Here is an 8850-nt window from a genome sequence, read left to right as displayed (position 1 = left end):
CCCGCTCGCCGCCCCCCCGCCCGCGCCCGCCCGCCCCCGCCCGCGCCCCCCCCGCGCGGGGGGGGGCGGGGGGGGGGGGGCGGGGGGGGCGGGGGGGCCGCGCGGCCCGGCCGGCCGGCGGGGTGAGGCGGGTGGGATCAGGCCCCGGCCATCAGCTTGGCGGCGTCGAGGGTGTCCTCGCCCTTGTTCCAGTTGCAGGGGCACAGCTCGTCGCTCTGCAGGGCGTCGAGGACCCGGAGGACCTCCTTGACGTTCCGGCCGACGGAGCCCGCGGTCACCATGCTGAACTGGATCTCGTTGTTCGGGTCGACGATGAAGGTCGCCCGCTGCGCGACGCCGTCCTCGGTGAGGATGCCGAGGGCCTCGCACAGCTCGCGCTTGAGGTCCGACAGCATCGGGAACGGGATCTCGCGCAGGTCCGGGTGGTCCTTGCGCCACGCGAAGTGGACGAACTCGTTGTCGACGGACGCGCCGAGGACCTGGGCGTCGCGGTCGGCGAACTCCTCGTTGAGGCGGCCGAACTCCGCGATCTCGGTCGGACAGACGAAGGTGAAGTCCTTGGGCCAGAAGAACACGACGCGCCACTTGCCCTCGTAGGACTTGTGGTTGATCGTCTCGAAGGCGTTGTCCGGGTCCAGCGAGACGCAGGCGGTCAGTTCGTACTCGGGGAACTGGTCACCGACAGTAAGCACGCATGCTCCTTTTGTCACGAGAAAGGGCGCGCCTCTCGCCCGGAGAGGCGTGGGAAGGCCGCCGCGGCGCGGATGGTGCCCGGCGGCTGATGTCACTCAGCGTGCCCTACCAGCAAAGAAAAGAGAAATCGATCTATCGCAACGGATTGATAGGAGCTTCTTATTGGATCTCGGCAAACCCGGCCGGACCGGCACAAAGACCCTCTCGGCGGGGTCCGGGCGGCGCCGCGAGTTGATCGAGATCACACTCGCACTCCGAGCGGTCGACACGCTCCGTAACGGACGAGAATAGACGATCTCCGAACCGGTCCGGCATTCCGGGGCATCGCGCCCCGGTCGTTCAGGACGTGCCGGTGCCTTCGAGGTGCGCCTTGAGGCGCCCGAGGGTGGTCGCGATGTTGCGGGCGTTGTGGGCGGGACGGTCGACGGTGCCGGTCAGCGCGATGGCGATCGGGATGAGCCACACCGGGACGCGCAGCCAGTTCGTCTCGGTGACGGTGCAGCCCCGGCCGTCGTCCGCGGGCGCGATGTCGTACTGCCAGCGCGAGATCGGCAGCCCGAGCGGGGCGTCGACGTCGTAGGCGAACCGCTCGTTCTCGCGGGCCGCGACGACGGTGCAGTTGGTGAACCAGCGGCGGCGGCCCTTGCGGTTGTAGCCGCGGAAGCGGGCGCCGACGGCGGCCCGGGCGGGACGGCCGAGCCAGCGGGCGCGGTACGCCTCCTCGGCGAAGGTGATCATGACGGGCGGGTCGCTGACGATCCGGTAGACCTCGGCGGGGGAGGCGTTCACGGTGATCCGGCCCGTCGCGATGGGCTGCTCGAACGGCATGGGGCGCCCCTGTCCTCCGGTGAATGTGATCGCTGATTACATCAGTGCCGCGCGGGCACCGTCAACGCCCCGCGGAGGCCGGTGCGGGTCAGCCCTGCCCGGTGCCCTGCCCGACGCCCTTCCCGAACGTGTCGAGGACCTGTTCGGCCAGCTCACCGACGTGCTCGGCGGGCAGGAAGCCGTCGACGACCATCTGCGAGAGCCCGTAGACGAGGGCGTGCGCCGCCAGGATCACCAGCTGCGGGTCGCCCGCGCGCAGCGTCCCCGCGTTCTGTCCCGCCGCTATGAGATCGGTCACCTGCCGCTCGATCACCCGCATGGCCTCGCGGATCTCCGGCGCCGGGTCCACGGTGTAGACGGTGGTGCGCAGCAGCTCGAACCGGTGGGGGTGCCGCGCGGCGTACCGGACGAAGGCGTGCCCGAACGTCCACATGGCCGGACGGTCCGGACGGGCGTCCGCGAGCGCCGCCCGCTGCCACTCGCCGAAGTCCTCCAGGACGCGTCCCGCGACGGCCGTGAGCAGGGCGTCCCGGTCGGCGAAGTGCCGGAACGGGGCACCCGCCGAGACGCCGGTCCGCCGCGCCGCCTCCCGCACCGAGACGTTGGACACCCCGCCCTCGTCCAGCAGGTCGAGGGCGGTCGCGGTCAGCGCGGCCTGCAGGGAGCCGTGGTGGTAGCCCGGGCGCCGGGCGGGATCGTCGGACACCCGGGCTTGATACCACAGCGGTCGCGTCACCGGCGGCCGGCGGGACGGGTCACCAGGCGAGGTCGTCGTAGTCGGCGGCGCGGCTCAGCCAGGCGAACGCGTCGCCGTCGACGCGTCCGGGCCGGCCGTCGACGAGCTGCAGGAAGTGCTCGCCGGAGCCGTCGGCCTTGACGAAGAAGGAGTCGCCGGGCAGCCGGACGGCCCGCCCCGTGGGCCGCCCGTTCGCCGCCGACAGCGTCGCGAGGACGAATGACGCGTCATCGTGGGGGCCGTGCTTGGCGCCCTGGATCTGGGCCGTGGCGGTCCGCCCGTCGGGGTTGAGGACGAACACGTTGATCAGCCCGTTCACCCGCGTCCCGGTGACCTCGGCGGAGCGCAGCACGCGGGAGGACAGCAGGTCGGCGCCGGGCCGGCCGGTGTCGAGCAGCCGCAGCACCGCCTGGCCGGACGGGCCGCCGGGGGCCTGGACGAAGCCGAGGGTGCGGTTGTCGGGCGCCCACGTCGCGCTGGTGACGGACCCGCCGGCCGCGGTGCTCCAGGTCCGGTGGCCGCCGGTGCGGACGTCGATGACGACGGCCTCGGGGCGCCCGCCGGCGGTGCCGACGACGGCGAGCCGGGAGCCGTCGGGGCTGGCGGCGAGGTTCTCGGGCTTGCCGAATCCCGTGTCGAGCCGGACGGTCCCGCCGGGGACCCGCTCCGGCGCCGACGGGGTGCCGTCCGCGCCCAGGGTGAGCCGGTAGAAGGCGTACGAGTCGCCGCCCGCCTTGCCGGCGAGGAAGAACGTCCGGCCGTCGCCGGTCGCGGCCACCGCCTCGTACCGGCCGCCGAGCGAGGCCGCCTCCGTGAGGCTCTGCGCGGTGGCGTTCTCGACGACCGCGCGCCCGTCGCGGATCGCGACGACGTGGCGGGGCCCGCCGGCGCCCGCGGCGGGGCCGTCGTGAGCGGCGCGCGGGATCGCCCCGCCGACCGCCGCGCCGCCGATGACGACGGCGGCCAGCCCGGCCGCGACCGCGACGGGCACCGTCCAGGGACGGCGCCGGCGCCGGGCGGACGGGACGGTGAGCGGTGCCATTGTGCCGTCCGGCATGCTCGCGGCGGCGGCGCCGAACGCGTCGCGGAGCCGGTCCTCGGTCCTGGTCATGCTTCCTCCCCGAGCAGGTCGGCGAGCGACGCGAGCGCCCGCGAGACGGTGGACCGGACCGTGCCGACGCCGATTCCCATGATCTCGGCGATCTCCCGCTCGTCCAGGTCCAGGTAGTAGCGCAGCACCAGGGCCTCGCGGCGGCGCCGCGGAAGGCGCCGCAGCGCGAGGAACACCTCGCGCCGCTCCTCGCCGAGCATGGCCGCCGACTCCGCCGACCACACCGGCGGTTCGTGCGTGCGTCCCGTCCGGAACGCGAGCCTGCGCCGCCGCAGCACGGTACGGCACTTGTTCACCACCGCGGCGCGGGCGTACGGCAGCATCCGGTCGTGGTCGGTCAGGCGGTCGATCCTGCGGTAGAGGTCGATGAAGGCGTCCTGCACGACGTCCTCGGCGGTGGCCCGGTCCCCGACGATCATCAGGGCCGTGCGGGCCAGGCCGAGCTGGTGCTCGCGGAACAGGGCCGTCAGGGCGGCGGTGGCCGCGGCGCGATCGTCCGCCTCGGAGGCGCCCGCCTCGGAGGCGTCCGCCTCGGGGACGGCGCCGGTCGCGCGGCGGGGGTGGCGCATGTTCGCCACTATGTCGGTTTCCACGCTTCTTACACTCACGAGGCGCCCGTTCGTTGCCCGCTGCGGCGCAGAGGATGGTCCGGGGCCCGTGCGACCGCCGGGTAATGTGAGGCGGCGGTTATCCATCGACGATGCGGTGATAGGGGACGGTTATCAGCAGGCCGACGGTGTCGCAGCTCCGGGCGTTCCTGGCGCTGGCTGAGCATCTGCACTTCCGGGACGCCGCCGCCGCACTGCGGATGAGCCAGCCCGCCCTGTCGGGCTCCGTGGCCGCGCTGGAGGAGAGCCTCGAGACCCGCCTCGTCGAGCGGACGACCCGGAGGGTGCTGCTGACGCCGGCGGGCGAGCGGGTCGCGCGGCGGGCCGAGAACGTCCTGGCGGAGCTGGACCGGCTGGTCGAGGAGGTCAGGGCGGTGCGCGGGCCGCTGGTCGGGCCGCTGCGCGTCGGCGTGATCCCGACCGTCGCGCCCTATCTGCTGCCGGTGGTGCTGCCGCGGCTCGCCAAAGAGTTCCCCGATCTCGAGCTGTCGGTGCACGAGGAGCAGACCGACCACATCGTCGCCGAGCTGATGGCCGGGCGGCTCGACGTGGTGCTGCTCGCGCTGCCGGCGCCGGTCCAGGGCGTCACCGAGCTGCCCCTCTACGACGAGGACTTCGTGCTGGTCACCCCGGCGTCGTTCGATCTGGACGCCGAGGGCGTGCCGCGCGACGCGCTGAACGAGCTGGACGTGATCCTGCTGAACGAGGGGCACTGCCTGCGCGACCAGGCGCTGGACGTGTGCCGGGAGGTGGGCGCGCGGGCGCCGTCGGCGACGTACGCGACGAGCCTGGCGACGCTCGTCCAGCTGGTGTCGGGCGGGCTCGGCGTGACGCTGGTCCCGGAGACGGCGCTGCCGGTGGAGACGCGGCGGGCGCCGAACCTGTCGCTGCACCGGTTCGCCGACCCGGCGCCGTTCCGGCGGATCGGGCTGGGGTTCCGGTCGACGTCGCCGCGGGCGGAGGAGTTCGAGGCGCTGGCGGCGGGCGTCCGCGCGGCGATCGCGGAGCTCGGCACCGGTTCGCCGGGCATCCGGCCGGCCTGACGCCCCGGGATCACCGGGCCTCGCCTTGAGGGCGGCCTCCGCGAGGTCGCGGCCGGGGGCGCCGCGTCAGGGCGCGGTAAAGGGACGGCAGGGCGGGTCAAGTCTGCGTCAGGGGACGGCCTGGCAATCGCGATCCGCGTTCGTCTGATCACTTCGTGTCACCATGCTCGGTGTGGCGGGGTTTCCGCTCTCGCTCGGCGGCGGCCCCCGTCAACCGACCCACTGGCACGAGCGAAGCGAACCGGGGGGTGCGGGGGTCGTTCCCCCGCCCCTAGGAGGCCGCATGTCACCGAAGCTCAGCGTCGTCGTCCCGTTCCACAACACCGAGGAGTACCTGCGCGCCTGCCTGGAGTCGATCGCCGGGCAGTCGCTGCGCGACCTCGAAGTGATCATGGTGGACGACGGGTCGGACGACAACGGCGCGGTGATCGCCAAGGAGATGTGCGACCGCGATCCGCGGTTCCGGCTGCTGGCGCGCGACAACGAGGGGCCTGGGCCGTCCCGCAACGCGGGGGTGCGGCTGGCGAAGGGGGAGTACCTGGCGTTCGCCGACGCCGACGACGTCGTCGAGCGGGACGCCTACAGCAAGATGGTCGGCTCCCTTGAGCGCACCGGGTCGGACATGGCGTCCGGGAACGTCGAGCGGATGGACGCCGACCGGACGTGGCAGTCGGTACTGCACAGCGGCGTCTTCACCGAGACCCGCCTGAAGACACACGTGTCGTCGCACGGGCTGCTGATCCGCGACCGTACGCCGTGGAACAAGGTGTACCGGCGCGCGTTCTGGGACCGCGCGGAATTGAAGTTCCCCGCCGGCTTCTATGAGGACCCGCCCGTGACGGCGCGCGCGCACGCGCTGGCCGGTGCCGTGGACGTGCTGAGCGACACCGTCTACTACTGGCGTAAGCGACCGGGATCCATCACCGAAGACCGCTACGACTGGGACAACCTCTGCCAGCGCCTGCGCTCCGCGCGCGTGGTGCGGGAGGGGCTGGCCTCCTACGCGCCGCAGCTCGTCGCCACCTACGACGAGCACGTGCTCGTCGACATCGAGCTGCGCGTCGTCCTCGACGCCCTCCCCAGGACCGACGACGAGAACCGCGAGGAGCTCGTCGCCATGGGCGCGGCCCTCGCGCAGGGCGTCAACCCGCGCGTCATCAGGCGGCTCCCGTCGATGACGCGGCTCCAGATGCACCTGCTGTGCCGCAAGAAGCTGCCCGAGCTGATGGACGTGCTGCGGTTCGTCCAGCTCGGCAAGCACAACGACACCGCGCGGGTACGGCGCGGGCTGCGGCACCGCTGGTACGCCGAGTACCCGTTCTTCGAGGACGAGGAGTGCGGCGTCCCGCTGCACGTGTACGACGTGACCGACGAGCTGAAGCCGGCGGCGGTGATCGACCGGGCGACCTGGGTCGGCGGGCGGCTGCGGCTCGAAGGGCACGCCTACATCCGGCACCTGGACTCCTCCAGCGAGGACGGCTCCCGGATCCGGCTGTGGCTGCTCGCGTCCAACCGGCGCGGGCTGATGCGGGTGCCGATCCGGCGGGTGCGGCGGCCGGACGTGACGGCGCGGACCCGGCAGTCGGTGGTGTCCTACGACTGGTCGGGGTTCGTCGCGGAGATCGACCCGGCCGCGCTGCGGATCTTCGGCCGCTGGCGGGACGTCGACTGGATCCCGTGCGTGGAGATCGTCAACCGGGGGCTGCGGCGCCGCCGCACGTTCGCCAACCCGCGGCTGAGCGCCCGGCAGTGGCCGGACGACCGGGAGTGCGCGCCGGGCGTGCTGGTGCAGGGCGTCGCGGCGAAGCGCCGGTTCGTCGTGCAGGTGCGGCGGACGGAGGCGACGGTGGCCGGCTCGCACGTCGAGGGCGGCGAGCTGTGGCTGGACGGCTGGAGCCGCACGCCGCTCGGCGAGGACGCGCGGGTCACCGCGGTGCCGAAGGCGGGGCGCGCCACCGTGGTCGGCCCGGTCGAGCCGGCGGAGGGCGCGGCGGACGGCTGGTACGGGTTCCGCGCGAAGCTGCCGGTCGGCGCGCTCGCCCGGCATCTCGGCGACTGGGAGATCAGCCTGCCCAGCGGCGTCCGCCCGTACCTGGAGGAGGACGCGGCGGGCGCGGTCTACCCGGCCCCCTGCGGGGAGCTGGAGGTCGCGCGGACGCGGCGCAGCCAGGTCCGCGTCGTCGCGCGGGACGGCGGGCCGGTCGTGGACCGGGTGTCGTGGTCGCCCGACGGGCTGCTCCGACTATCGGGGACCTGCACGGACCCGGCGGGCCGTCCGGAGGCCCTGATCCTGCGGCGGCGGCGGTCCTGCGAGGAGCACACCGTCGCGCTGCGCTGGGAGAGCGACCGGTTCACCGCGAAGTTCGCGCCGGAGCGGATGCCGGTGCTGGGGCTGTCGCGCCCGCTGGTGTCCGGCCGCTGGGACGTGTTCGCGGCGCTCGGCGAGACGGAACGGCCCGTGGCCGTCCGGCGGCATGCCCTGCGGCGCCTGCCGGAGCCGACCGAGACGGGCCTGCACCGCGTCGACGTCCGCGTCTACAAGACCGACCTGCTCCAGCTCCACATCCAGACGGCTCTCGACGACGACGAGCGCGGCCCCTACGCGCAGGCGAGGATCCGGTCCGGGCACTACAGGCGCCACCTGAACCTGCCCGTGCGGGACCTGGCCGTGTTCGACGCGTACAAGGGACGCCAATACGCGTGCAACCCGCGCGGCATCTACGACGAGCTTCGCCGCAGGGAACTGGACGTCGACTGCGTGTGGGTCACGGAGAACGGCCAGTTCGGCAAGCCCGCCGGTGCGCGGACCGTCCTGGCCGGTTCCCGCGAGCATTACGAGGCGCTCGCCAGGGCGCGCTACGTGTTCGGCAACTGGTCGCAGCAGGAGTGGTTCACCAAGCGCGAGGACCAGACGTACGTGCAGTGCTGGCACGGCACGCCGCTCAAGAAGCTCGGCTACGACGTCAAGAAGATGCCCTACAAGCGGACCGAGGGCATGGACTGGATGCAGCACGACGTCCCGCAGTGGGACGTGCTGCTGTCGCAGAACGCGTTCTCCGTGCCGCTGTTCCGGCGCGCGTTCGGCTACCAGGGGGAGGTTCTGGAGAGCGGCTATCCGCGCAACGACATCCTGAACAGCCCGCACCGCGACGAGATAGCGACGGCGGTACGGCGGCGCCTGGGCATCCCCGAGGGCAAGCGGGTCGTGCTGTACGCGCCGACGTGGCGGGACGACTTCCACTTCGCCATCGGCAAGCGGGCGTTCCGCCTCGAACTGGACGTGGAGCAGTTCCGGAAGGCGCTGGGCCGCGACCACATGCTGCTGCTCCGCACCCACTACCTGGTGACGGACCGCCCGAAGTGGCGGCCCGGCGACTGCGTCATGGACGTGTCGGTCTACCCCGACATCTCCGAGCTGTTCCTCATCAGCGACGTGCTCGTCACCGACTACTCCTCGGCGATGTTCGACTTCGCCGTCACCGGCCGGCCGATGCTGTTCTACACCTACGACCTGGAGCGGTACCGCGACCACGTGCGCGGCTTCTACTTCGACTTCGACGCGGAGGCGCCCGGGCCGCTGCTGCGCACGTCCAAGCAGGTCGTCGAGGCGCTCGCCGAGCCGGCGGCGATCGAGTCCGGGTACCGCGGCGCGCGCGCGGCGTTCGCCGCCCGGTACTGCCCGCACGACGACGGCCGGGCCGCCGCCCGCGTCCTCGACCACGTGCTCTGACGTCCGCCCGCCGCAGAACCCCGCTCCCCCACGCCGTTACCGGGGAACCACCCACCCCCAACCCCAGGAGTACCCGTGGGACCGGGGAGGAGCGTCCGGTT

At 73.1% G+C, this 8850-nt stretch carries 7 protein-coding genes; 2 read left to right on the top strand and 5 right to left on the bottom strand.

From position 1 onward, the window contains the following. Positions 1 to 137 precede the first annotated feature (137 nt). From ABZ914_RS40425 to ABZ914_RS40405, 5 genes are all read right to left on the bottom strand, one after another. The gene (locus tag ABZ914_RS40425; protein ID WP_387021759.1) at positions 138 to 692 is read right to left on the bottom strand and encodes a peroxiredoxin; all 555 of its coding nucleotides are present in this window, start codon (positions 690 to 692) and stop codon (positions 138 to 140) included. A gap of 340 nt (positions 693 to 1032) precedes the next feature. After that, on the bottom strand, positions 1033 to 1521 hold the full coding sequence (locus ABZ914_RS40420; protein WP_500199873.1) for an SRPBCC family protein: 489 nt from the start codon (positions 1519 to 1521) through the stop codon (positions 1033 to 1035). An 88-nt stretch (positions 1522 to 1609) separates the two neighbouring features. Next, positions 1610 to 2227, bottom strand: a complete 618-nt coding sequence (locus ABZ914_RS40415; RefSeq protein WP_500199872.1) for a TetR/AcrR family transcriptional regulator — start codon at positions 2225 to 2227, stop codon at positions 1610 to 1612. Positions 2228 to 2276: 49 nt separating this feature from the next. Continuing rightward, positions 2277 to 3368, bottom strand: a complete 1092-nt coding sequence (locus tag ABZ914_RS40410) for a TolB-like translocation protein (RefSeq protein ID WP_500199870.1) — start codon at positions 3366 to 3368, stop codon at positions 2277 to 2279. After that, the gene (locus ABZ914_RS40405) at positions 3365 to 3937 is read right to left on the bottom strand and encodes a SigE family RNA polymerase sigma factor (protein WP_190863267.1); all 573 of its coding nucleotides are present in this window, start codon (positions 3935 to 3937) and stop codon (positions 3365 to 3367) included. The genes ABZ914_RS40410 and ABZ914_RS40405 overlap by 4 nt, the downstream gene beginning before the upstream one ends. 167 nt (positions 3938 to 4104) lie before the next feature. Here ABZ914_RS40405 and ABZ914_RS40400 point away from each other — a divergent pair, with 167 nt between their 5' ends. Together ABZ914_RS40400 and ABZ914_RS40395 are read left to right on the top strand one after the other, a co-directional pair. After that, positions 4105 to 5019: a LysR substrate-binding domain-containing protein gene (locus ABZ914_RS40400; RefSeq protein WP_347256947.1), complete on the top strand. Its 915-nt coding sequence runs from the start codon at positions 4105 to 4107 to the stop codon at positions 5017 to 5019. A gap of 283 nt (positions 5020 to 5302) precedes the next feature. Then, entirely contained in the window at positions 5303 to 8749 is a 3447-nt protein-coding gene (locus ABZ914_RS40395; protein WP_500199869.1) for a bifunctional glycosyltransferase/CDP-glycerol:glycerophosphate glycerophosphotransferase, read from the top strand. The last annotated feature ends 101 nt before the right edge of the window (positions 8750 to 8850 follow it).

This window comes from Spirillospora sp. NPDC046719, from assembly GCF_040645715.1.
In the GTDB taxonomy this organism is placed as follows: Bacteria; Actinomycetota; Actinomycetes; order Streptosporangiales; family Streptosporangiaceae; genus Spirillospora.
Note: the sequence above shows the minus strand (reverse complement) of the source record. Positions and strands in the feature narration are given on the sequence as shown.